The sequence below is a fragment of the Coprococcus sp. LG101-27 genome, assembly GCF_027695515.1.
Taxonomy (GTDB): Bacteria; Bacillota; Clostridia; order Lachnospirales; family Lachnospiraceae; genus Allocoprococcus; species Allocoprococcus comes.
Window position 1 is genome coordinate 18,089 of the sequence record NZ_JAQEUJ010000013.1, and the last position, 22,471, is coordinate 40,559.

Annotated in this window: 19 protein-coding genes and 1 pseudogene; 17 read left to right on the forward strand and 3 right to left on the reverse strand. The window is 34.3% G+C overall.

What is annotated here, in order from left to right:
* Nucleotides 1–223: 223 nt before the first annotated feature.
* Together PG766_RS10085 and PG766_RS10090 are read left to right on the forward strand one after the other, a co-directional pair.
* A complete protein-coding gene (locus PG766_RS10085; RefSeq protein ID WP_270590765.1) occupies nt 224–2,980 on the forward strand; it encodes a restriction endonuclease subunit M in 2,757 nt (918 codons plus the stop codon).
* A 10-nt stretch (nt 2,981–2,990) separates the two neighbouring features.
* Complete coding sequence (locus PG766_RS10090; protein WP_270590766.1) at nt 2,991–4,367, forward strand: restriction endonuclease subunit S; 1,377 nt, start codon at nt 2,991–2,993, stop codon at nt 4,365–4,367.
* A gap of 138 nt (nt 4,368–4,505) precedes the next feature.
* Here the strand turns inward: PG766_RS10090 and PG766_RS17125 are convergent, their stop codons facing one another.
* Nucleotides 4,506–4,811 carry a transposase gene (locus PG766_RS17125; RefSeq protein ID WP_243271966.1) on the reverse strand — a complete coding sequence of 102 codons (306 nt, stop codon included), beginning with the start codon at nt 4,809–4,811 and terminating at the stop codon, nt 4,506–4,508.
* An 84-nt stretch (nt 4,812–4,895) separates the two neighbouring features.
* On the opposite strand from PG766_RS17125, the gene PG766_RS10100 reads away from it, so the two are divergent.
* The 3 genes from PG766_RS10100 (at nt 4,896) to tnpC (ending at nt 7,525) form a co-directional block, all read left to right on the forward strand.
* The gene (locus tag PG766_RS10100) at nt 4,896–5,261 is read left to right on the forward strand and encodes an IS66 family insertion sequence element accessory protein TnpB (protein ID WP_270590767.1); all 366 of its coding nucleotides are present in this window, start codon (nt 4,896–4,898) and stop codon (nt 5,259–5,261) included.
* Nucleotides 5,251–5,613, forward strand: a complete 363-nt coding sequence (tnpB, locus tag PG766_RS10105) for an IS66 family insertion sequence element accessory protein TnpB (RefSeq protein WP_195502179.1) — start codon at nt 5,251–5,253, stop codon at nt 5,611–5,613. Before PG766_RS10100 ends, tnpB begins: the two co-directional genes overlap by 11 nt.
* Before the next feature lie 292 nt (nt 5,614–5,905).
* The gene (tnpC, locus tag PG766_RS10110; RefSeq protein ID WP_270590768.1) at nt 5,906–7,525 is read left to right on the forward strand and encodes an IS66 family transposase; all 1,620 of its coding nucleotides are present in this window, start codon (nt 5,906–5,908) and stop codon (nt 7,523–7,525) included.
* 57 nt (nt 7,526–7,582) lie between these two features.
* On the opposite strand, the gene PG766_RS10115 is transcribed toward tnpC, so the two are convergent.
* Together PG766_RS10115 and PG766_RS10120 are read right to left on the reverse strand one after the other, a co-directional pair.
* Nucleotides 7,583–8,599, reverse strand: coding sequence for a transposase (locus PG766_RS10115; RefSeq protein WP_270590769.1), 1,017 nt, complete (start codon nt 8,597–8,599; stop codon nt 7,583–7,585).
* Nucleotides 8,544–8,987: a transposase family protein gene (locus PG766_RS10120; protein ID WP_195502180.1), complete on the reverse strand. Its 444-nt coding sequence runs from the start codon at nt 8,985–8,987 to the stop codon at nt 8,544–8,546. Before PG766_RS10120 ends, PG766_RS10115 begins: the two co-directional genes overlap by 56 nt.
* 599 nt (nt 8,988–9,586) lie before the next feature.
* On the opposite strand from PG766_RS10120, the gene PG766_RS10125 reads away from it, so the two are divergent.
* The 12 genes and pseudogenes from PG766_RS10125 to PG766_RS10180 all read left to right on the forward strand — a co-directional run bounded on the left by PG766_RS10125 (nt 9,587) and on the right by PG766_RS10180 (nt 22,469).
* Nucleotides 9,587–9,754 carry a type II toxin -antitoxin system TacA 1-like antitoxin gene (locus PG766_RS10125; RefSeq protein WP_118001180.1) on the forward strand — a complete coding sequence of 56 codons (168 nt, stop codon included), beginning with the start codon at nt 9,587–9,589 and terminating at the stop codon, nt 9,752–9,754.
* Nucleotides 9,755–9,758: 4 nt separating this feature from the next.
* Complete coding sequence (locus PG766_RS10130; protein ID WP_270590770.1) at nt 9,759–11,777, forward strand: HaeIII family restriction endonuclease; 2,019 nt, start codon at nt 9,759–9,761, stop codon at nt 11,775–11,777.
* A gap of 12 nt (nt 11,778–11,789) precedes the next feature.
* Nucleotides 11,790–12,254 (forward strand): hypothetical protein, encoded by a 465-nt coding sequence (locus PG766_RS10135; RefSeq protein ID WP_270590771.1) that lies wholly within the window; start codon nt 11,790–11,792, stop codon nt 12,252–12,254.
* A gap of 626 nt (nt 12,255–12,880) precedes the next feature.
* The gene (locus tag PG766_RS10140) at nt 12,881–13,330 is read left to right on the forward strand and encodes a replication initiator protein A (RefSeq protein ID WP_330610207.1); all 450 of its coding nucleotides are present in this window, start codon (nt 12,881–12,883) and stop codon (nt 13,328–13,330) included.
* Nucleotides 13,330–14,148 (forward strand): annotated as a pseudogene (locus PG766_RS10145) (ATP-binding protein). The gene PG766_RS10140 and the pseudogene PG766_RS10145 overlap by 1 nt, the downstream one beginning before the upstream one ends.
* A complete protein-coding gene (locus PG766_RS10150) occupies nt 14,141–14,350 on the forward strand; it encodes an excisionase (protein ID WP_195502183.1) in 210 nt (69 codons plus the stop codon). The pseudogene PG766_RS10145 and the gene PG766_RS10150 overlap by 8 nt, the downstream one beginning before the upstream one ends.
* A 141-nt stretch (nt 14,351–14,491) precedes the next feature.
* Entirely contained in the window at nt 14,492–15,691 is a 1,200-nt protein-coding gene (locus tag PG766_RS10155; protein WP_270590772.1) for a site-specific integrase, read from the forward strand.
* 842 nt (nt 15,692–16,533) lie between these two features.
* On the forward strand, nt 16,534–17,718 hold the full coding sequence (locus PG766_RS10160) for an ATP-binding protein (RefSeq protein ID WP_008975335.1): 1,185 nt from the start codon (nt 16,534–16,536) through the stop codon (nt 17,716–17,718).
* The gene (locus tag PG766_RS10165) at nt 17,711–18,454 is read left to right on the forward strand and encodes a hypothetical protein (protein ID WP_270590773.1); all 744 of its coding nucleotides are present in this window, start codon (nt 17,711–17,713) and stop codon (nt 18,452–18,454) included. Before PG766_RS10160 ends, PG766_RS10165 begins: the two co-directional genes overlap by 8 nt.
* A 77-nt stretch (nt 18,455–18,531) precedes the next feature.
* Nucleotides 18,532–19,041, forward strand: coding sequence for a YkgJ family cysteine cluster protein (locus tag PG766_RS10170; RefSeq protein WP_270590774.1), 510 nt, complete (start codon nt 18,532–18,534; stop codon nt 19,039–19,041).
* Nucleotides 19,042–19,064: 23 nt separating this feature from the next.
* On the forward strand, nt 19,065–20,318 hold the full coding sequence (locus PG766_RS10175; protein WP_270590775.1) for an SEC-C metal-binding domain-containing protein: 1,254 nt from the start codon (nt 19,065–19,067) through the stop codon (nt 20,316–20,318).
* A gap of 597 nt (nt 20,319–20,915) precedes the next feature.
* The gene (locus PG766_RS10180; RefSeq protein ID WP_270590776.1) at nt 20,916–22,469 is read left to right on the forward strand and encodes a hypothetical protein; all 1,554 of its coding nucleotides are present in this window, start codon (nt 20,916–20,918) and stop codon (nt 22,467–22,469) included.
* Nucleotides 22,470–22,471 lie beyond the last annotated feature (2 nt).

Genomic DNA, 22,471 nt, shown 5'->3' on the forward strand with positions numbered 1-22,471 from the left:
GCAAATGTTCCACTCAAATGATATGAGTTTCTATCATAGGGAGGAACTTTACATGAATAAAACATATTCAATGAGTATTAGGGTAAGTCAAGAAGAATTAGATAAATTGAAACAGGTTGCAAAAAAAAAGAAGCGTATTCTTCTTATAGTGAATTTGTAAGACGAACAGCGTTGAAAGAGGCAGAAAAAGTATTCGATAACAAATCCGAGAAAGAGAGTAGATATGGAAGATAAATTAAAAAGAAAAATACTAAAGTATATCGAAAGAAATGATCCTAGTCATAAAATTGTGACAATAGATGAAGTGAACAAAAAAATAGTTTATTCGGATAAAATAGTTTGTCATAATCCAATTAAATTTGAAAATGAAGGTTATGTAAGAGCATATTTGGTTGTTAAGTTAATTATTGAAATGAAATATCCAATCGAATGTATAGAGTTGGAGAAACACTATAATATTGGGTCAAAACCGAAGGATAAAAATGCTTTTATAGATATTATTGTTAGAGATAAAAAAACACCTGAAAATGTTTTCCTGTTTATTGAATGTAAAGCACCTGAAACATATGAAAGTAATAAAGCAAAGATTGAAACTCAGTTATTTAATATGGCAGCTATTCAGAATCAAGAAGGAAAAGTAAGCTATTTAGTTTATTATGGTTTAGAAGAAAACAGATTACATGAAAAGATTTATGTAATAGATTATGCGGAAACTTCTTCATATAAAAAATGGAAAGAGACCAATCCTTTAGATGATTCATTTAGAATTCCTTCAAATTATGGAATGATTCAACATGCATATTATGCCAATGTATCGGATGAAAATGAAGAATATAAGCCACTTGATATGGAATTGGAGAAAAATGATTTCGTTAAGCTACAAAGTAAATTGCATAATGTTTTATGGGGAGGAGGATCTACTAGTTATAACGATATCTTTTTTTATTTAATGCATATTTTCCTTGCAAAAATATATGACGAACTATGGTGCGTAGATGGAGAAAAATATGCCTTTCAGTTTATGTATGAATATGATTCGAAGAGCAAAAAGACAGTATTAGAAAGTGCTGAAACGACTTTTTCAAGACTTGAGAATAAATATAAAGAGGCTCAGAAATCATTATTAAATATGCCGGAAGAAATCATTGAAAAATCAAATTTTATTGATTTAGATAAAGTAGAGATGTCTAAAATAATAGGAGTTGTACATATTTTAGAAGGCATTTCTATTACGAAAAATAAAAATCAAAGTGATTTGTTAGGTGATTTTTTTGAAAGTATTATAGAAAATGAATTTAAACAGTCGAAAGGACAATTTTTTACACATAAAAATATAGTTCGTTTTATTATTGAAGCGCTTGGGATTAAGGAAGTTGCGTATGATAGAATTACCACGCAAAAAAGTCCAGATACGCTGTTACCATATATTATTGATCCTTCTTGTGGATCAGGAACATTTTTGCTAGAGTCAATGAAGGCTATATCGGAATATTATCTTGAAAAAAGTTCTGAGATCAAAGTGGCGAAACCTATAAAGAATGTTTTACAGAAGCAACTTTTTATAGAAGATGAGGATGATAAAAATCAAATTAATACCTGGGCTAATAGATTTATTTATGGAATAGAAAGCAATGTTGAATTAACTACTGCAACAAAAGTCAATATGATACTTCATGGTGACGGAAATGCAAATATTTTCAATAAAAATGGTTTACACAATTTTGATGTTTATCATGATCCGGCACGAATTATACAAGGATTTGAGAATAAGTTGAATAATAAGAAGAAAGTTAGATTTTGTAATCAAGAATATTATTTAAATGAGGAATTTGATTTTGTTATTACAAATCCGCCTTTTAGTTTAACGTTTGGTGATGGAGAAGATGCAAATGATTATAAAAATAGATTCTTATTTAGTGATAAAAAGAATTCAGAAAACTTATTTATAGAACGTTGGTATCAGCTTCTAAAAGAAGAAGGAAGATTGGCAGCTGTTTTGCCGGATAGTATTTTTGATACAACTGAAAATAAATATATTAGATTATTTATATATAGATTTTTTTATGTAAAAGCTATTGTTTCATTACCTAAAACTGCCTTTGAACCATATACATCTACGAAGACAAGTATTCTTTTTGCGCAAAAGAAAAAAGCGGAAGATGTTGCTTTGTGGGATGAAAAATGGGATGAAGTTTCAAATGATTATCGATATAAAAAAACGAGAGTTGAAAATTTAGTTTTGGTACATGATGGGCTCAAGAAAAAAGAAAAATTACCCTCTATAAAGGATATGACCGTGAAGGAAGAGCATACATTAATATGTGAATTCTTAAAGGATTTTCTTGTAGAAAAGGACAAGCAATTGGATGTTGATAGCTTAATAGAAAAATATAGATTAGAGTTGAGTGATTTGTGTTCATATGATAAAGATACAGTTGATGCATTTGGATATGTAAATACATGGTGGGTATTCAATGAAGTATCAAGGCACTTTGATTATGAAGTATTTATGGCAGAAGTAGATAATATTGGCTACAAACGTACAAAACGAGGAGAGAAGGAAACACAAAACGATTTGTATTCGTTGGAATATGCACCGGAAATAATAGATTTTGAATATATTCGTGATGAGTATCAGAACAATATAAACGAATTGGAAGTATTAATAAAAAAGGAGAGAAATAAACTTAGTAAGGAAAAAGATGATAAGAAAATTAGTAGCATAAATAAGAAAATAAAAAATGTTATTGATAAGGAAAACAAAATTAAGGATGATTTGAAGGGAATAGAGTTGTTTGTAGAAAAATACTATGATAAATCTTATAAACTAAAGGAAGAATACGCAGAAAGAATAGATAAAGATCTTATTGATATGTTTAGGATTGGTATATTAAAAAAATATAAAAGCGAAAAAATAGCTTTGCGAGAGTCCACTTTATTGACTGTTTTGGATTATCTTAGAAAACTTAATTGGGATTGAGGTGGCAGATGTGAGTGTAAGAATGAAGTCTATTCATTTATTTGAATTTTCAGATGATTACAAAATGGGGTTAAAAGATTATTCAGGATTATATAAGAATGGTATCCCATTAAAGGAGTTTCTGGAAAATAAAAATTATGAAACGGATATTAAGTCTGGTAGAACACCTTCAAAATTTAGAGTTGACTATTGGGGGGGAGATTATGATTTTATAACATTGGCAGATGTTGATACTGACTTATATATGCTTAATCCAGATGCTGAAGAAAAAATAACCGACGTAGCGATAGAGGAATGTGGCAATATGGTATTAGTGCCAAAAGGCTCATTATTGATTTCAAATGCGATGACGGTTGGATTGGCCTTTATTGTAGATAGAGACGTTTATATTAATCAAAACGTATTTTGGGTAAAGTTGGATGAAACAAAGGTAAATAAAAAATATTTACTGTGGTATTTCAATTGCGTTATTAAAGATTTGTTTGATAAAGTTTTTTCGTCAAAATATTTGTCCAAGAAAGAATTATCAAGAATACGTATTCCAGAAATAGACAAAAAAAAGCAAGATGAAATAGTCAAGCGTTTATTGACATATGAAGATCAAATTATAAAATTAAAAAAAACATTAAAAAATGAGACAGCAGTAATTGATACTGTATTTGGTGAAAAGTTTGAGTTTGATTATGAAACTTTTGAAACACTAAAGAAAAATAACTCGTACTGTTTGATGCAAAGTATGTTCTCTAACAACCAAGATATGAGATTTAGTGTTAAGTATCATAGACCTGCCGGGCGTTTTGTGATGCAACAGTTAAGAAAAATGAGTGATCTATCAATAAAGCATTTTTTAAGTGAGCCGATTGAGCTTGGAGCAAGCATATCGACCAAAGATTACAATGAACATGGAGAATATGTATATATATCAATGGCAACAATAAAAAAATGGAGATTTGATTCAGAAACGGCTGCATTAGTAGATATGTCATATTCGAGTAAGAATGGTAATAAAAGTGTAAAGAAGTATGATATTATTATGGCGCGTTCCGGAGAAGGAACTATTGGGAAAGTTGCTTTGATTGAAGAGGATTTAAAAGGGATATTTGCGGATTTTACAATGAGAATACGCTTAGAAGATTATAATCCTTATTTTGCGTATTATTATTTTAGGACATCCTATTTTCAATATTTGGTAGAGATTTATAAAAAAGGATTGGGAAATAATACAAATATTTTTCCTACTGTTATCAAAGATCTGCCGATACCAAATATATCACTTAAAGAACAAGAAATCATTGTTTCAAAAATTAAAAAGAATATGGATCAACAATTTATAATTAGGAAGCAAATAGATTCAGTTAGAAATAAAATATTAAAGCAAATATGTTGATTGAATAGAAAAGGGGCATCGTAAATCTCTATCCATTTTTAATGGATGACCGATGCCCATTTTATGTATATTTTGGCAAAATTGTGCAGGTGGGCAACAATCGTTTTAGCGTAAACGCAAAATAGGTTCTTTCCATTGTTAGTTGAATTCACAGCGAAATTGCTCGTGTAAAAGCACTTTTGCTTTTAATAAATCAAAACTATTTCGTCCATACATAATTCTCTTAATTACTTTAATTTTGTTGACACTTCCTTCGGCAAGTCCATTATTATACTTTAATTTTATCCCGTTTTTTACCACATTAATATCAATTCTTATGCCGTTAACATAGGTCTGTAGCTCAGGTATGTTAAAATTTTCTATTTTTTCAAGCCATGTTTCTAATCTTTCGTCGCGCCTTGAATATAGGTAAACGCAAAATAGCAAGTACCTGTTCAAAATCATTCAATGTGAGATAATAGACTCATCACTACAAAGTCCAAATAGTTTAGTACTCAACTTTTTAGACTTTATCACAGGAGGTAAGTCATGAAATCTCACACAAGTTTAGTTGCACAGCAAACCCGTCTGAGTGAATGGGCTGATCTGATCAGAGACTGTCAAAACTGTCCGCAAGGAATGAAGATCGATGAATGGTGTCAGCTGCATGACATTACAAAAGCGAGTTATTACTGGAGGCTCCGAAAAGTCCGTGAGGCTTACCTGGAAACTGCGGAGCAGACACAAACATTTGTAGAAGTTCCTTCTCCTGCAATCCATCCGGTGAATATGACATCGGAACATAAAATTGCTGCCGTGATTAGATGTAGAGACCACCTTACTTTGGAAATCACGGAACAGGCATCTGCCTCATTTCTAAAAACACTTTTGGGAGTGATCAGCAATGCTCAATGATGGCCCTGGGTTCAAAAAAGTGTATCTGGCGACCGGATTTACAGATCTGCGCAGAGGAATTGATGGCTTAGACAGAATTATACGTTTTCAGTTCCAGCTGGATCCTTACGATAAGAATACATTATTCTTATTTTGTGGCAAACGCACGGATCGCATAAAAGGACTTATCTGGGAAGGAGACGGATTTCTCCTTCTGTACAAGCGGATTGAAAACGGGAACTTCCGATGGCCCCGTACAAAAGAGGAAGCGCTGGAGATCACCACAGACCAGTATCAGATGCTGATGCAGGGTCTGGAAATCGTTGCCCGGCGCCCAATAGAAGAAGTTCCGGATCCTGAATTTTCCTTGTGATTTGTGCAAAACGTAGAAAATAAAATCATTTTCATCCATGTCAGGTTATCCTGTGCGATATAAAATTTAAAGTTATTCACATTCTGAAAGCTTTCTGTGAGTTTCTATATACTCCTGATTCCAAAACTTTTCAGATTGTGGATAACAGTCATAAATATCTGAAATCCAGGCTTTTCTTTTCAGGTATTCATGACTGTTATCCACCGTCAAAATGACGAGGGTGACAGAATTCAAAAATAGTCAAAAACCGTTGGCTCTGCTATAATAGCACTCAGGAAAGTGAGGTTTGGTTATGGCAGTTAAGTATACGGAGGAACAATTAAACAGTGTTGATAAGTCGTTTCTTATCCAGCTTCTTTTACAACAGCAGGAGCAATTGGAAGCCATAACAAAAGAGCTTCACGCATCGAATGAAAAAATGCAGCTTCTGATGGAACAGGTGATCCTTGGTAAGCAGAACCGTTTTGGCAGGTCTTCTGAAAAAATGGAAGATACCAGTCAGATCTGTTTCCGTGAAGTAGATGGAACGATTGTCTTTTTCAATGAAGCGGAAGTTGTCTGTGATCTTAATGCGGCAGAGCCTGAGGATCTGGAACGGAAGGCTCCAAAGCAGCCGAAGCGTAAGGGAAAGAAAGAAGTAGATCTTTCCGGCCTTTCATTCAGACGGATCGACCATTATCTGTCCGAAGAGGAATTGGAAGCAGAATTCGGTGTCAAAGGTTGGAAACAGTTACCGGATGCCATTTCCAGGAAGTATCATTTTGTACCTGCGAAGGTAGAAGTGGAAGAACATCACATCGGCGTGTATGCCAGCAAAACAGATGAACACATGGTAAAGGCGGATCATCCAAAGGCGTTACTGCATGGGAGCCTGGTATCACCATCTCTGGGTGCTGCAATCATCAATGGAAAGTATGTGAATGCAGTTCCTCTCTATCGGTTAGAGCAGGAATTCCAGCGTTATGGTCTGCAGATCACAAGGCAGAACATGGCAAACTGGTGCATACGTTTGGCAGAGGAATATCTATCCATCCTTTATAATCATCTTCATAAAGAATTGTATTTCTATCACGTCATCCAGGCAGATGAGACGCCGGTGCTTGTAAACCATGACGGACGCAAAGCCGGGAGTAAAAGCTGGATGTGGGTATACCGTTCCGGACATTTGTATCAAAAACGGCAGATTGTCCTGTATGAATACCAGCAGACGAGAAATGCATCCCATCCACGGGAATTCCTAAAAGGATACGACGGTATCTGTGTAACAGACGGTTACCAGGTCTACCATACTTTAGAAAAAGAGTTGGAAGAACTGACCATTGCTGGATGCTGGGTACACTGTCGCCGCAGATTTGATGAAGCCTTAAAGCTGATCCCAAAATCCTATCAAAAGGAATCCCATGCATTTCTTCTGATGAAACAGATCCAGGCGATCTATCGGGAAGAAGGGAAACTGAATGACCTTTCTTCTGATGAACGGCTTAAGCAACGGCAAGCGGTTATCAAACCGCTTGTGGATGCGTTTTTTGCGTACCTAAAAACTATAAATGTGTCTAAGAAGGATAAATTTGGTGATGCTGTTGGCTATGCGCAGAATCAGGAAAAATATCTCCGGGTATTTCTTACAGATGGAGATGTCCCAATCGATAATAATGCATCCGAAAGGGCAATCCGGGGTTTCTGTATCGGAAAGAAGAACTGGCAGATGATCGATACAATCCATGGTGCTAAGTCTTCCGCAATCATTTACAGTATTGTAGAAACTGCAAAAGCCAATAATCTGAAACCTTTTGATTATGTGCAGCATCTCTTGGAAGAGATTCCGAAACACATGAATGATAAGGATTGTTCTTTTCTGGAAGATCTTCTGCCCTGGTCAGAAAAACTTCCAGCAGAGATCCGCAAATCTTAAATATCGGTGGCTGCAAAGCAGCCACCTAAAAATGTCAAGGTACTCGCTATTTTGCGTTTACCTTAATCCCTTATAGATTAATTGTATCAAAGATCTTCTCTGAATGTATTCTTTCGATTGATAATCCGAGCAGGTCTCTTGTTGACTTAAATGTGCTTCATTTCGAATACGTTCTTTTTGAATGAACATCCTTAAGGATGCAACTGAACCTTTATAACCTTTTTCGGTAATAATTTTATGAATATTGGGATAAGTCATTCCCTCGCTTCTTAACTTAATTACTTCAGCTTCATATGGTGCAAGCTTTCCTGGAATACGAGCATTATAATGTCCATCTTCAACAGAATAATCTGGAGATAAATATCTTTGTATCGTTTTACAGGTATGATGCATAGTCTTGGCTATTTCTTCTATAGGCACACCTTTTTTTGCTAATGCTCTTGCCTCATTAACTTCATTTTGTTTCTGTTTCATAGCTAATAGATGTTTCTTTTCCTTTACAATTGTCCTATTTTCAATTTCATCAGGATCGAGCATCAAATATTTTTGAACTGTTTTTACGGAGGAGTGCAATAATAATGCGATTTCATTGACTGTCATATTTTCCGAACGTTTTTGGTGAGCAAAACTAACACGTTCTTTGTGATTATTTATGTTATGTAATTTTAAAATTTCATCAGCTTCAGCGCTTACTGCTGGAATTTCTATACGTGCAGGAAATGTTCTTATCATATACTTTGTTATAGCCTCAGTCAGTCCCTTTATTATGTGGAATCTGTCACTTACTTGGGTTATACCAGGATGCGATCTTTCTGCTGCATTTGCATACAACTGTGCACCATCTCTAGAAATAACTTCAATATTAGGATATTTTGACAACCACTCTTTTACTTCATTAGTATTTCGAGTTGGAATCAAATCGATTATCTTATGACTTTCCAAATCAACCATCACTGTTCCATACGAAAACCGTTTGCGCAACGCGAAGTCATCAACACAAACTTTTTTTACAGAAGACTTATCCACAATTGATGGCATTTTTTTTAAGCAAAGAACAGATACTGCTTTTTCCAACTTCTATACTGTTTGATTTTAGAATCTTTGCTGCATTCACAGAACTAAGCTGTGCTGATGTAAATAATATATTCTGAACAAGTCTTCTGGTTTTCTTTCCATTATTTTCTACAAATGGATGACACTCAGAAAATGTTTTCTTTTCACATTTGCAATTAGAACAAAACATTTTTCTAGTTTTCACAAGAAGTATTACCTTTCTATTTTGCATAGGAAGATCTTGAATTTCTCTTTCATAAGATGAATGTACCTTTGATGAAAGAGTACCACAATAAGGACATTTTACTTCACTCATCTTGGAGCTAATATAAAATACAACAACATTATTTTTGATATGATATTTGTCAAGTTGATAATTCGGATCTAATGCAGTAATAAAATCTTTCATTTGTTTGCTACCTCCACCTATATACATATCATATCAATTTAATACTTTGAATTCAACTAACAATGGAAAGAACCTATTTTGCGTTTACTTATATACTATGAGTTCAGGACAATTATCTGGTATTTTGCTTGCATTTTCGCTAGCGTTACATAAGATATTTGTAAATGATGGATTAAATATAATGTTAATTGATGATCCAGTTCAGTGTATGGATGATTTGAATATAGTTTCGTTTGTGGAATTAATGAGAACAGAGTTTCCAGATATTCAATTGTTGATTTCTACACATGAAAATAGTTTTGCTGGATACATTGGATATAAGTATAAGAAATATAGTTTGCCAGTACAAAGATGCAACTTGAAGGAGATAAGTAGATTGTGATACGAACAAATAAATCACATTAGCAGAAAGAAAAAGATTATGATGAGTAATATTCTAGATGTTATATAAAACAAAGATTACCCAGAACTTAATAATCATTATAATTTTATAAATTGTCAGATGATCATAGAAAAAACAGAACGAGCGTTCGTGCAACAATGTATTGACATATGTGCACGAATGCTTTATTTTATATAGTAGTTGGAGGTGTTCAAGAGTGAAAAAATCAATATCAATAAGCATACGAGTGAGCGAAGAAGAATTAGATAAATTCAAGCAGGCTGCCAGATTAGAGGCATATGCTTCTTATAGTGAATTTGTGCGAAGAACAGCACTTATTGAAGCTGCAAAAATAATAAAAAAGAACGAGAATGAAGGAGCATAATTTAATGAATGTAATTAGTTTGTTTAGTGGATGTGGGGGACTTGATTTAGGTTTTGAGAGAGCTGGATTTAATATACCTGTAGCAAATGAATTTGACAAAACAATATGGGAAACCTACAAGGTTAATCATCCTAATACACATTTAATTGAGGGTGATATCAGGCAAGTTACAAAGGATGATATAGCCCAATATATAGACGGAGAAGTGGATGGTATCATAGGTGGACCGCCATGTCAGTCATGGTCAGAAGCGGGTTCTCTTAAAGGAATTAAAGATGCAAGAGGTCAATTATTTTTTGATTACATAAGAATATTAAAGGAATTTCAGCCAAAGTTTTTTTTGGCAGAAAATGTGAGTGGAATGCTTGCCAATAGACATTCAATTGCCGTTCAAAATATTTTGGAATTATTTGATAAAGCAGGATATGATGTTTCTTTTACGTTGGTTAATGCTAAAGATTATGGCGTTGCGGAAGAAAGAAAAAGAGTATTTTATATAGGTTTCAGAAAAGATTTGAACATAGATTTTGGTTTTCCTAAGGGGTCTACTAAGGATAATTCTAAGAAGATTACTTTACGTGATATAATTTGGGATTTGCAAGATACAGCAGTTCCTTCGGGAGAAAAAAATCGACATAATCCGGAAGCGATAAATAATAATGAGTATTTCACGGGTGCATATTCACCGATATTCATGAGTCGTAATCGTGTTAAAGGTTGGGATGAACAAGCATTTACAGTTCAGGCCTCTGGGAGGCAGTGTCAGTTGCATCCACAGGCGCCTAAAATGGTAAAAGTTGGAAAAAATGATTGCAGATTTGTGGAAGGAAAAGAGTATCTTTATAGAAGAATGACAATTCGTGAAGTTGCAAGAGTACAAGGGTTCCCAGATGATTTCAAATTTTTATACAACGATACAAATACAGCATATAAGATGATTGGAAATGCAGTTCCTGTGAATTTGGCATATGAGATTGCAACAGCAATAAAATTGTATCTTGAAGGAAAAGGTGATTCCGTCGAAATTGATAGAGATGCTATTGATGCCAAGGAGGTTAATGAAAAGAAAGTGAGTACAAAGAGTAATGATCAGGGTAGAGCATATGAATATGCTTGGATGCAAACTTTATATAAAACATTATCTGAATTGAGAAAAACAAGAATTGAGAAAAATTCCAGTTTAGTTGCAAATGAAAAAGCATGGTTACGTATGGATGAGGAAACTCAGGATTTGTTTATGTTTTCTGCTAGTGCCGCCATTGATATGATTTTAGAATTAGAACCCAGATTGTCTGAAACAGATAAAGATGAACTTACTATTGAATTTCAAAAAGACGTAAAAGGCGTTGCAGGAGATGTTAGAGATATTGTAATAAAAAGAGAAGATATTGAATGGGAAATTGGGCTTAGTATTAAGCATAAGCATGAAGATGCTAAACATAGTCGATTGAGCCATAAGTTAGATTTTGGAAAAGCATGGTTTGGAATTCCATGTAGTCAGGAATACTGGGAAACGGTATCACCAATATTTGATAGATTAAAAGCGGGAAAAGCTAATGGTGAAAAATGGTCAGAATTTCCAAATAAAGAAACGGAAGTATACATTCCAATATTAAAGGCGTTTATGAACGAGATTAATCGTTCATACTCAATTGATAAGGACTTGCCGCAAAAATTATTAGAATATCTAATTGGGGTTGAAGATTATTATAAGATTGTTAGTAGAGATAATAAGCATTTAACGCTGATTTATACATTTAATGTTCATGGGAATTTAAATAAACCAAGTAAAGTAAAGGTATCAGCGATTACAGTTCCAATTGTTGAACTTCCTACAGAATTGGTTGCTTTAAAAATGAAAAAAGACAGTGATAATACGGCTGAGATGTATTTAAATAACGGTTGGCAATTAAGTTTCAGAATTCATAGTGCGGATTCAAAGGTTGAACCGAGTTTGAAATTTGCAATAAAATTTGAGGGTATGCCACCGACAGTGTTGCATATGGAATGTAAATGGAATTAGGTGGTGTTCTAAGTGAGAAAAATGCTTTTAAGTTTTAAACCAGAAGTGTATGAAAAAATAAAGTCTGGGGAAAAAATATTTGAACATAGAAGAAATTTCCCGGATGAACCAATCATGGCATATATGTATGAGAGTGCACCTGTTAAGGCAATCACAGGCATTGTGTATCTTGGTAAGCGTCATTTGTTGTCTGACTGGAGAGAAGAATTTAAAAACGATAGGGATGCCGTTGCCCGTATTGAAAAATATCAAGAATCATATCGATATGCTATGGAGATTGATGAGTTCCAAGAAACCACAGAGATACCACTTGAGGATTTAAGGCGTGATGTGCCGAGATTTGTTGCACCACAGATGTACATATATTTGGATGGAACAGAGTTACTTGAGTATATTGATAAACATATTAAAATGGGAACTGTGAATTTATCACATACTTTTAACGAAGTTGTGTCGGAGCAGGTTTGTGTTCATTAATATAAAATAAAAGGATAAGACTTTAACGGAAAACTTATAAAAATTCCTTTATCATCATAAGGGAAAAAAGGATGAAAATCATTTATCCAATAAATATTAAGCATAAAATGAAAAAAATGGATAATGATCGGTGGTTACCGCAATATTTCAAAATAGAATTCAAACACTATTTAGTTCTTTTCAAAAGAAGAACCACCAGAGCAAGATCCACCCGTGTAATACAGTATCGCCAGTTTGCCAATTCTATATTATTCACGGATCAAGAACTTGATGGGGGAATTCGTTTCCCCATACTCACATAAAAATATATTTGCAAGCATATATATTTTAGCAGATACGCAAAGCGTATCAGGGAGTCACAGACAACAAAATAATGAATATTTTAACAAGGCATTCAACCTAATAAGTTGAGTGCTTTTGTTTTTGTAAAAAATTTTGTTCACACCCTGTATTTATGCCTCCCAGCGTTTCGATATATGTAAGGACATTTTTTCAGCCGGCTTAGAAAACATCTTTACAGTAAATTTAATTAGAAACGAGGCGAGAAAATGAAATATGAATACATGACGGAGTCAGAGCAGACAATTCAGTATTTCCAGTTCCCGAAGTTTTTGTTACATCTTTAAATTTTTCAAAATGCAAAATTTCTTTATATGATTTTGTATGATCGTGCACGGATATCGAGGAAGAATAGTTGGATAGACAACAAAGGAAATGTATATCTGATATTTCCTATTGATGAATTATCTGCTCAGATTGGTAAGTGCAAATCATCTGTAAAAATAGTATTGAAGGAATTAGACGAGGCAGGATTATTGGTTCGCAGATCCGGCGGATTTTCAGAACCAAATCATTTATATGTGAGAATTCCATCTGATGAGATAAGTTTACAGCCAGTTGATAATAAAGCGGACGAGAAGATGGCTATGACAGAGTTGGAAAAGAATACTCCATTTGGTCGTAAAACTGGCTGTCCAGAAGTCGGGAATGTGGCACCTAGTAAAGTAACTGAGAAATATAAAAGAAATAAATATCATGAAGTAAATTATTGCTATGGAGAAGGAGAAAGTCTGTGATGAGAGAAGAAGATACAATGTATTGGGTTAAAGATGGATTGAAGTATTGCAAAGTCTGTGGAGAACCGAAAGAGGCGTATTTCCCGGCAGGAGGATTTATGGGGATGAAGAAACATTCCAGACAATGTGCCTGCGACAGAAAAGAATATGAAGAAAAGTAAAGATATTTTAAGGAAAAAGAACACCGGGAATTAGTCAGTAGAAATACAAGAATCTGTTTTGAAGAAACCAGAATGGAAGAGTGGACGTTTGAAAATGCGGATATGTCGGATGCGGTTATGAATCGAGCAAAAAGTTATGTTGAAAATTGGAATGAGATGAAACGAAATCATATAGGGTTATTGTTCTGGGGACCGATTGGCACTGGAAAAAGCTATGTTTCCGGTTGTATTGCCAATGCCCTTTTGAAACAGGAAGTAACAGTCAAGATGACAAATTTCAATACGATTATTGATGATATATTTCCATTGGCAGATAAAACAGAATACATCGATGCCTTGGCTGGTTATGAACTTTTGATTATCGATGATCTGGGCGTAGAACGTAATTCAGAATATGCGTTGGGAATTGTATTTAGCGTCATAGACCGGAGAATCTGCTCTGGAAGACCATTGATTGTAACAACCAATCTTCCGTTGAAAGAACTGAAAAATGAAACGATGTTAGAGAAAAAGCGTATTTATGATCGTATTCTGGAAATGTGTACACCGATATATGTGGGAGGGACAAGTAAACGGGAGAAAATCGCAAATATGAAAATGGATAAAGCAAAAAAGCTATTGGACGGAGCCGAAGGGAGGCTGAATGCAAATGAGTAATGTGGACAAGACGGTACCTGTTTGGGAAAAATATTCTTTGAACATTCCGGAGGCTGCAGAGTATTACGGGATTGGAGAGAAGAGGCTGAGACAGATCGCCAATGAAAATGTGGGAGCAGATTTTATTCTGGAAATTGGCTCACATATTCGGTTCAAGAGAAGATTATTTGAGAAGTACCTGGATTTATCCAGCACGGTTTAAAAGACAGTCGATAAGGCAGAAATCAATGGCGAAAATAATGTTCATTTTATCTTAGCGAAGAGAGTGTCTTGTGATATAATCAATACTACCGAGACGGTCTTCCAAGTTAAATGAACATTTGATGAAGGAGACTAAAATATTATGAGTGAAAAAAGGAGAGATCATAGAGGACGTATATTACACAATGGAGAAATGCAGTTATCGGATGGCAGATATCGATTTAAGTATGTAGATGGGATGGGAAAAGAACGCTGCGTATATAGTTGGAGACTGGACCACAATGATGCGACTCCCAAAGGAAAACGTTGTACATCATCACTTCGCAAAATGGAAAAGAAAATCCAGGCAGACCGATTTGACCAGATTGTAACAAATGGCGGAAATATGACAGTGCTGGAACTGGTTGAAAAATATATTTCGACTAGAACTGGTGTCAGACCGACAACGGTTGCTGGATATGGGACGGTCGTCAATCTTCTGAAGAAAGATCCATTTGGAAGAAAACGTATTGACATGGTTCGGATTTCTGATGCGAAATGCTGGCTGATCCATCTTCAAAAAGTTGAGAAGAAAAGCTACAGTTCCATTCATTCTATTCGTGGAGTTCTTCGTCCGGCATTTCAATTAGCAGTAGACGATGATCTGATTAGGAAAAATCCATTTCAGTTTCAACTGGTGGAAGTGATTGTGAATGACAGTGTGACAAGAGAAGCAATCAGCAGAGTAGAGGAACGTAAACTTTTACGATTTGTGAAGGATGATCCACATTTCAGTAAATACTACGAAGGCATTTATATACTGTTTAAGACGGGTCTTCGTATTTCCGAATTTTGTGGGCTGACTGTTTCTGATATTGATTTTAAGGAACACACAATCAATATTGACCATCAATTGCAGAAGAAATCAAAAATCGGATATTACATTCAAGAAACGAAGACAACCAGCGGAACAAGAAAGATACCTATGACTGCGGATGTGGAAGAATGTTTTCAGAAGATTATAGAAAAACGAAATCCACCAAAAGCAGAACCTATGATAGATGGAAAAAGCGGATTTTTATACTTTGATAAAGATGGAAGTATATGTTATTCCTTACACTGGGAGCATTACTTTAAACATATCGTTCAGAAGTATAATAGAATTTACAAGGTTCAGATGCCAAATGTTACACCGCATGTATGCAGACACACTTATTGTTCCCATATGGCGAAGTCGGGAATGAATCTAAAGGCATTACAATATTTGATGGAGCATTCAGATATAAGTGTTACATTGAATACGTATACACATGTAAATCTTGAGGATGCCAGAGAAGAAGTCGCCAGACTTCGGGTTGTGTAATTACGTTTTTAAAGCTTAAAATAGTAAGGTGTAAAACCGTGAAATCTACACCTTATTTTACACCTTTTGCGGTATAACATATGCCATAACACACCAATTTATGTCAGAAAGCAATTTTTTACAAGGGCTTACAAAGCCCGAAATACCAAGAAAAACTAAGAAATGCGAGGTTATGCAATAATGATAAAAGTACTTTTTATCTGCCACGGCAGCAGACAAACATATTTGAAAAAACCTTAATTTATAAGGGGATTTAAAATTGAAAGTGAGAATTTACATCAAAAATATATCATTTGAAATCCTAGAGAGTGCTTGAAATGATTGATTGGAAAGTAGTCTAGTAGATAAAAGTGTAACATGGAAGTAAAACAGTATAATACAATTTTAGATAGAGTATTTTGTTTCTGGATGTTTCTGAAGTGCTATAATGTAGCAGTGCTAAAGAACAATATATAGTGTTGTTCTGTGATTTGAAGTACGAGATGTATGGATTGGATGAAACTAAACGAAACTGAAAATGAAAGAATGATATTGTTACGAAATTGAATTTGTTACGCAAAAATGGTAATTTGGAGTGAATATCATTCAGAATAATTAAATATAAATGCAAGGGTTATATGTTTTCTTTTGTCGAGAGAAATTAAAGGGTTGGAGTCGCATCATGGGCTTCAGCCTTTTTGTTTTCTATTAAGTATGCTAGAGAACAAAATCATTTGTGCTGGAGTATAACAATGAAGTTATATTATGGTCAAATGATATTTAGACCAATAAAAAGTAATAAAATGTTTAAAAAGTAATAAAATGTGTTATAATTAGAGTAATTAATATTTGGAGGTGCTAATATGAGACTAAAAGCAGAAAATGTATTTAAACCTGGAGCGTATCCGGAATATACATATGTCTCCAGGAATTATGAAAATACAGGTATATCATATGAATTGCGTTTAAAGCAGGCATTGAGAACAGCGGGTTGCCTTACATCATTAATTGGACCATCAAAAATGGGAAAGACAATCTTATGCGAGAAGGTAATTGGATTTGACAACATTGTTGAAATTTCTGGTGCGGATTTTAACAGCAACACAGATTTTTGGGCAATTGTTGCTGCAAAAGTGGGGTTGCCTTATAAAGGAGAATTGACAACAGAAAGAGAGGTTAATGAAGGAAATAGTAAGGAAACAGATAGTAAAAGTGAAAAGTATGTTCTAGCGAAAGATACCGTTATTCAATATTATAAAGAGCACGATAAAGTATTAGTAATTGATGATTTTCATTATGCTTCAAAAGAGATGCAGACAAAAATGGCACAACAGCTCAAAGATGCAATTAGAAGAGAATTAAAGGTAGTCGTAGTTTCTCTTCCGCATAGGGCAGACGATGCAATTCGACAGAATGCAGATTTATCGGGAAGATTGAGTTTAATTAATATTGAAGCGTGGGAAAAAAAGGATTTAAAAGAGATTGCTTTAAAAGGTTTTAAGCAGCTTGACATTAAGATAACAGATGAAGTTGCAGAACAGTTGGCAGTTGAATGTCTTACATCACCACAGTTAATGCAGTATATTTGTCTGAGCATTTGCACATTGTTGGAAGACAAAAATGAGCATATTGTAAATTTTGATATGTTGGAAATGGCATATAAATTTACAACGGTTAACTTTAACTATTACGATGTGGTAAATGTAATGTCTAAAGGTCCAAATCCGCGTGGAAAGAAAAGAAATTTATACAAAACATTAGATGGAAAAGAATTGGATTTGTATGGACTGATCGTGGAATCGTTAGCCAAAAATCCTCCAATTATGGAATTAGATTTTGACACAGTTTATGATAGAATCATAAACCTTATTCCTAAAACAGAAGGAAAACCAGATAGAAATTCTGTAAAAAGTCATTTAAATAATTTACAAACAATCCTAAAAGAAAAAGAAGAAATTTATAAAGCAATAGAATGGAAAGACGGAAAAGTGTATGTTTTGGATCCGCTGTTTTTGTTTTATCTGAGATGGGGGAGAATGAATGGATAATATGCTGAAAGAATATATCGAAAAGTTGAAATTAGTGGATACTGTAGAGGAATATGAGGCATTTATATTGAAGCTGCACCAGATGATGAAACAAGAATCATATAAGAATGATATTGTTCAAAATATTAGAAATAAACAGAAATATATGGTGAACAAATTTTCAAAAGAATCTACCCGTGAAAATATGTTAAAGGCAAAAGAAAATCTGTTGATCTATTTGGACAGTATTTTATGTGAAGAATATGAGGAGTCATCACAATTTATTCAAAAGGAGATTGAAAGGTATCTGCGAAATTTTTATTTCTTCTTAGAAGCGTTTAGGGAAGTAAAACCAGATAAGAGGGCATCACTTACGTCTGAAAACTTGAAAAAAATACAGATTGAAAATGAATATGATTTACAGCATTTGCTTTATGCAGTTATAAAGCCATTGTATCCGGATGCTAGAAGAGAGGTAAGTGATGATTCGGGAGTTGGAACTGTTAGAAGCGATATAAAAATTCTTTCTTTAAATACAATCATAGAAGCAAAGTGTACAAGAACATCAACAAACTTAAAAAAGCTGACAGAAGAAATAGAAGCTGATATTGTACATTATAAGGCGGATTATATATTCTTTTATATCTACGACAAAGAAAAAATTATAAAAGACAGGCATGCTTTTGAAACAAATTTTAACAGGAGTTTTGATAGAAAGGAAGTCAGGATTATTATTTTGCAACCTGTCAATATGTAAAGGATAAATTTGACGGGACAGAGTTGGGTGAGAAAAGGCTCAGTGTCAGCAAAAGATGAGAAAAATGAGGTGATAATATGATTGCACCAAGAAAAGTAAAATTTGAAGCGAAGAAAAAGGGAAATGAAAATATTGAATTCCGTACATTTTTAAAATGTAATGCAGATGAAAAAGAATTGGACGAACGGTTCAAAAAACTTCATGAAGAGTTGTTTGCAAATTATGACTGCAGCAGATGTAGGAACTGTTGTAAGATGTACTGCGGAAGTATTCCGGAAGAAGATTTGGAGAAAGATGCAGAATATTTGGGAATTACGAAAGAAGAGTTTATAAAGTCGTATTTGATGAAAAAAGAAAGTGAAAACATATATGTAACTAAGCATCATCCATGTGATTTTCTGGAAAAAGACGGAAACTGTAAGCTGGGAGAATATAAACCTGAGAATTGCAGGAAATATCCATATACGGATCAACCAGAGAGGTTACATAGTTTGTACAGTGTATTGGAAACAGTAGAAGTCTGTCCGATCGCATTTGAAATATATGAGAGATTAAAAAAAGAATATGGATTTTGTTATAGAAGATAAATTATTATAGATATGGAGCAGAAATGTTATTAAGAGAATATTTGACAGAATATACAAAAGAAGAACTCTTAGATCAGGCAAGAAGTTTTGAAATCAGAAAGTGTTCAGGACTCCGAAAAGCTGATTTAATAGATAGAATTGTTGATAATTTTTGTACAGAGGAAATGCTTAGAAGCAGATTAGCATGCCTTACAAAAGAACAGATGGACTTATTTCGGAAAGCTTGTATTTCTCCTACAGCTGTTTCTGTAAATGAAGTGGTAGATGCGATGCAGCTTTACAGATACTGGATCGGATATTTTGAAGAGCCTACTGACAGATTTTGTGTATTTGAAGATGTTGCTGTTGCCTTTTCCAAAGTAGATGATGAGTCATTTCGACGGAAGCAATGCAGAAAAGGCTGGATGGTAAAGTGCATACATTTTTTTATACAATATTATGGAATAGCACCGATTGAAGTTATTTATGAAATGTATAGGCAGAAAGTGAAGTGCTCTATAGATGAAATGATAGAAATGCTTTGGGAAATGCCGGTTGATATTGTGGAATCATGTCTTTTTACAATGGACAGAATTGGGATGAAAGGATGGCCAAAAGAGAATCCATTATACTCAGAAAAAGGAATATTTGTGCATTTACAGCTGTTTGAGGATGAAGAATTTGGTTACTTGCTTCGACAACAGATGGATAAAGATTTTTATATTCCATCGGCACAGCAGATAGATGAGATATGTAGAACTGGATATGAGGCAAGTTCCTCTGAATATAAAAAGTTGGAATCTTTTTTCATTAAGAAATTAAGGCTTCCTTATGAACAAGCAGTGACATGGTGTCTGCAAGTATGGGCAAATAGTTATGAAAGCGAATCGCCATCAAAGATTATCAATAAAATGACGAAAGCCAATATTGAATTTGAAGAGAAGATGATAAATGAATTGCTAGAGTTACTTGTGGCGGCACACAACAATACCCGAATGAAAGAGAACAGAGGGTACAAACCAAGTGAAATGGCGAGAAAAATGCCTATCGATAAAATGCCAACAATTGTTCCGGCTAGTTCTAATGCGGCTGCGATTTTAAAGGATGCCACACCACAGTTGCAAGCTATGGGAGTGCAGGTCGACTTAAATGGAAATACGGATGTTATTCAAACAACAATGTTTCCGAGAGGGCTGAACGAGGAACCAATACGAGTAGAAAAGAAAATATATCCAAATGATTCATGTCCATGTGGCTCAGGAAAGAAATATAAAAAATGTTGTGGAAAGAATAATTGATGCTAAGAAAGGCTTTGGAGCAGTTACGAGAGTGCAATATTTCGTGTCATACTATTTATAAGGCAGAAAATGAGTGGTATTGAGAGCTGTTTTGTTCGTTTTTAAACTGTTTCTGCGGACTGTAGGGACAGAAAATACTAGATGGAATAATAAAAATAGATGGACAGGTGATCCGATTCGTACATAGAGATGATTATTTTTGTATTCGTCAGAGGGTCTTGAGAAGAAAATAGGAGATTTTTAAGGTGCAGTTGCAATTTAGTATCATGAAAATTGAGCTGAGAGTGTGTTTATAGTTAGGCATGGGAATGGAAAATACCATGAAAAATGGAAGAAAACAAAAAAGAAACATCTAGCCATGGGAGCAGGATAAATCGTATCAAAGTGATTTTGATAGAGTTCTGTTTGAATACAGGAGTAATATAATGATAAAATTTAGACAAACGTCTACTGCTTTTGCTAATAGAAAAACTGCGCCACAGCCTATAGCAGGCCATCGCACAGTGATTTTGTTCGTTTTGAATTTTTCAAAAACCGTTTTTCAGCTCTGGTAAATTTCGGATCTTATTTTAGAGCAATAAAAGGAGGAAATAATCTGTGAGTGTACTTACGAGAACGGAACTTGAAAAACTATCAGTCATGTATGAGGGAGATAAAAATAGAGATGCCTCGAGTAAAATTAGGGGGTTTTTATTTCAAGACTATGTTGCGATTATGAGTCTTCTTAAGAAACAAGTAAAGTATGTCTGCTTAGAGTGCCTAGAGGATGTAGACGTGTTTTTTGAGGATGGCACATTTGAGATTATTCAGGTAAAGTATTATCCAAAGGCAAGTCCGAAAATGAAAGAAATTTCAACAGATCTTTACTATCAGTATCTTCGTCTTCAGATGCTTCAGAGCACATTGATAGCAGCTCCTAGACTTTATATTCATACAAATTCTGAGGTTAAGGAACTGACGCTTGATAAGATGAAAAAAAATATAGAACTTGAAAATACGCTTCCAGAGTCAGTGATTTATCCAAATGCTGAGGATTCGGTTATCTGGCTGAAAACGAATATTTATTCAATAAATATAAAAGAGGAACAGAAAAAGAGACTTTTTAAAAAGATGGCATCAGAGTCATCACTGAAAGAGTTTGTCACTAATTTTGATGTTATTCCCCAACAGGATATCAAACAATACAAAAAGGACTTGATGGAAGCGTTAAGTAAAGCTTATCCAAGCTTTGATAAGGAGGGGAGTGATGAAGAACATCGGCAGTTAATCCTGCTTGGCCTTGCAATTTCATATTTGCAACAGCGTTATGTATTAGATGATCCGGATTTTTCACAGTTACGAGTAGATAAAAAGAGCTTTGATTCGTATATGAAAACTTCTACCATGACGAAGACGGAACAGACTATCGTAAATTATCTGGTTGGCGTTGCGTGTGAGGAATATGGAGAGATTATCAATAATAATGATCTTTCAGGACTACAAACTCATATGTTGAATGTGATATATAAGAATACAGTACGCTGGATAAAGGAAATTGGTAAGACGGTGGATGGTCAATATCAATTATTGAATACATTCAGCATAGGAGATGCTAATGAGGTTTCTGGTTACAGAAAAGCGACAGTAGATGCTCGATTGATTTATATGGCGGAGTGTAAATCAGCCTTTCAGTCTTTTTTAGATTATCTGTGGAAGATTATACTAAACATTTGTCAGGAAAGGATAAATGATGAGACAGAGATTTCTGACCATTTGAGATGGCTTAATCCTGTTAATTACATGGTTTTATCGGTAACTGACTATGTTTGTTTAAATTTTACTGAAGACAAGTATATAGACCGTAGTGTGATTCTCCCACCAGTGGGTGGAAAGTTTAATAGTGTAAAACGAAAGATTGTAGAACGTATGGTAAAGAGCTCACCAAAACCCGGAAAATGGTTTTTTGAAAATACTAAACTTACGAAAGGTAAAAACTATTATAACTATAGCACAGCAAATGTAAATGAGAATCCTACGGTTGCTGATCTTGGAGAAGATAGTTTTTATATCGAGTGTATGGATTGTATTGGAATTGATGAGACTGAGTGGAGCATAAAGGAAAATTGTAGCGATTGTATTTTTTCTGAGAAATGTGTGAAAGAGGAGGTGTAGAC

What these genes read in the sequence shown, in the direction of transcription:
- PG766_RS10085 (WP_270590765.1), top strand. Translation starts at nt 224, where the DNA reads ATGGAAGATAAATTAAAAAGAAAAATACTAAAGTATATCGAAAGAAAT.
- PG766_RS17125 (WP_243271966.1), bottom strand. Translation starts at nt 4,811, where the DNA reads ATGATTTTGAACAGGTACTTGCTATTTTGCGTTTACCTATATTCAAGG.
- PG766_RS10100 (WP_270590767.1), top strand. Translation starts at nt 4,896, where the DNA reads ATGAAATCTCACACAAGTTTAGTTGCACAGCAAACCCGTCTGAGTGAA.
- tnpB (WP_195502179.1), top strand. Translation starts at nt 5,251, where the DNA reads ATGCTCAATGATGGCCCTGGGTTCAAAAAAGTGTATCTGGCGACCGGA.
- tnpC (WP_270590768.1), top strand. Translation starts at nt 5,906, where the DNA reads ATGGCAGTTAAGTATACGGAGGAACAATTAAACAGTGTTGATAAGTCG.
- PG766_RS10120 (WP_195502180.1), bottom strand. Translation starts at nt 8,987, where the DNA reads ATGAAAGATTTTATTACTGCATTAGATCCGAATTATCAACTTGACAAA.
- PG766_RS10130 (WP_270590770.1), top strand. Translation starts at nt 9,759, where the DNA reads ATGAATGTAATTAGTTTGTTTAGTGGATGTGGGGGACTTGATTTAGGT.
- PG766_RS10150 (WP_195502183.1), top strand. Translation starts at nt 14,141, where the DNA reads ATGAGTAATGTGGACAAGACGGTACCTGTTTGGGAAAAATATTCTTTG.
- PG766_RS10155 (WP_270590772.1), top strand. Translation starts at nt 14,492, where the DNA reads ATGAGTGAAAAAAGGAGAGATCATAGAGGACGTATATTACACAATGGA.
- PG766_RS10160 (WP_008975335.1), top strand. Translation starts at nt 16,534, where the DNA reads ATGAGACTAAAAGCAGAAAATGTATTTAAACCTGGAGCGTATCCGGAA.
- PG766_RS10165 (WP_270590773.1), top strand. Translation starts at nt 17,711, where the DNA reads ATGGATAATATGCTGAAAGAATATATCGAAAAGTTGAAATTAGTGGAT.
- PG766_RS10170 (WP_270590774.1), top strand. Translation starts at nt 18,532, where the DNA reads ATGATTGCACCAAGAAAAGTAAAATTTGAAGCGAAGAAAAAGGGAAAT.
- PG766_RS10175 (WP_270590775.1), top strand. Translation starts at nt 19,065, where the DNA reads ATGTTATTAAGAGAATATTTGACAGAATATACAAAAGAAGAACTCTTA.